Consider the following 1,729-nt stretch of genomic DNA (forward strand, 5'->3'; position numbering starts at 1 on the left):
CTGAGCGCCCTTTCCAGTCAGAACCCGCAGGCCGATCTTGCGGTCTGACAGCTCCTTCACCGTGTTGACCAGATGGGCAAGCGATCGTCCGAGGCGATCGAGCTTCCAGACCACCAGCACATCGCCGTCACGCAATGACTTGAGGCAGGCAGTCAAGCCAGGGCGATCATCACGACCGCCGGAAGCAAGATCATCATAGATATTGTCCCGTTCGACACCTGCGGCGCGCAAGGCGTCGTGCTGCAGGTCGAGAGACTGCGAGCCATCGGCTTTGGAGACGCGGGCATATCCGATCAGCATGTATCACAAACGTTGGTTTGAGGCGGCGCTTCGGCCACGATTGCATTGACCTCTGGAAATGTATCTCAACCAGCTTCATAAACAAAGCGTCTTGAACGCTATCAGATTTTGAAAAAGGAACATGTATGCCGCGTCGCGTCACTCTAACCGATCGGCAGAAAGACGCGCTGTTGCGCTTGCCGACTTCACAGACGGATTTGCTCAAGCACTATACGCTGAGTGATGAAGACTTTGGGCATATCAGGCTGCGTCGGCGCGCTCACAACAGGTTCGGCTTCGCCCTGCAATTGTGTGTCCTGCGCTATCCCGGCCGGGTGCTGGCTCCAGGCGAACTGATCCCTGCAGAGGTCATCGAATTTATCGGAGCGCAGCTTGGCCTGGGTGCCGACGATCTCGTAGACTATGCTGCCCGCGAGGAAACACGGCACGAGCATCTTGCCGAGTTACGGGGGCTCTACGGCTTCCGCACCTTCTCCGGACGTGGTGCGAGCGAGCTGAAGGAATGGTTGTTCCGAGAAGCCGAGATGGCGGTGTCGAACGAGGATATCGCCCGTCGCTTCGTAGCCGAGTGCCGACGCACCCGCACTGTCCTTCCCGCGACATCCACGATCGAGCGGCTTTGTGCCGCGGCTCTCGTCGATGCCGAGCGACGCATCGAGACGAGGATCGCCAGTCGGCTGCCTATGTCGATCCGAGAACAGTTGCTGGCATTGCTCGAGGAGACGGCTGATGATCGGGTGACCCGTTTTGTGTGGCTGCGCCAGTTCGAGCCTGGCTCGAACTCTTCGTCGGCCAACCGGCTGCTCGACCGGCTCGAATATCTGCAACGCGTCGATCTCCCCGAGGATCTGCTTGCCGGCGTTCCTGCCCATCGGGTGACTCGTCTGCGCAGGCAGGGTGAACGGTATTATGCCGACGGCATGCGCGATCTCCCGGAGGACAGGCGGCTTGCGATCTTGGCTGTTTGCGTCTCGGAATGGCAGGCGATGTTGGCCGACGCAGTGGTCGAAACCCACGACCGGATCGTCGGCCGTCTCTACCGTGCTTCGGAGCGTATTTGCCATGCAAAGGTCGCAGACGAAGCGGGGGTGGTGCGTGACACCCTGAAATCCTTCGCCGAGATCGGGGGCGCCCTGGTCGATGCACAGGATGATGGCCAGCCGCTGGGCGATGTCATCGCGAGTGGGTCAGGGTGGGACGGCTTAAAAACCCTTGTTGCAATGGCAACCAGGCTGACCGCCACCATGGCCGACGATCCGCTCAATCATGTGCTCGACGGTTATCACCGCTTCCGCCGATACGCTCCACGCATGTTGCGCCTGCTCGATCTGCGAGCTGCGCCCGTTGCACTGCCGCTTCTGGAAGCGGTGACGGCCCTTCGTACCGGTTTGAACGATGCCGCGATGACCAGCTTCTTGCGGCCCAGCTC

The 1,729-nt window shown here is 60.4% G+C and carries 2 protein-coding genes; one reads left to right on the forward strand and one right to left on the reverse strand.

The window, feature by feature from the left end; translation table 11 throughout:
- On the reverse strand, positions 1-300 hold a 300-nt coding region (locus ACF8E5_RS11280), incomplete at its 3' end, for a recombinase family protein (RefSeq protein ID WP_019174077.1).
- Between the two features lie 125 nt (positions 301-425).
- Here ACF8E5_RS11280 and ACF8E5_RS11285 point away from each other — a divergent pair.
- On the forward strand, positions 426-1,729 hold a 1,304-nt coding region (locus ACF8E5_RS11285; protein ID WP_392475284.1), incomplete at its 3' end, for a DUF4158 domain-containing protein.

It is taken from the genome of Pseudomonas sp. WSY_20, assembly GCF_043104335.1.
Classification (GTDB): Bacteria; Pseudomonadota; Gammaproteobacteria; order Pseudomonadales; family Pseudomonadaceae; genus Aquipseudomonas; species Aquipseudomonas parafulva_B.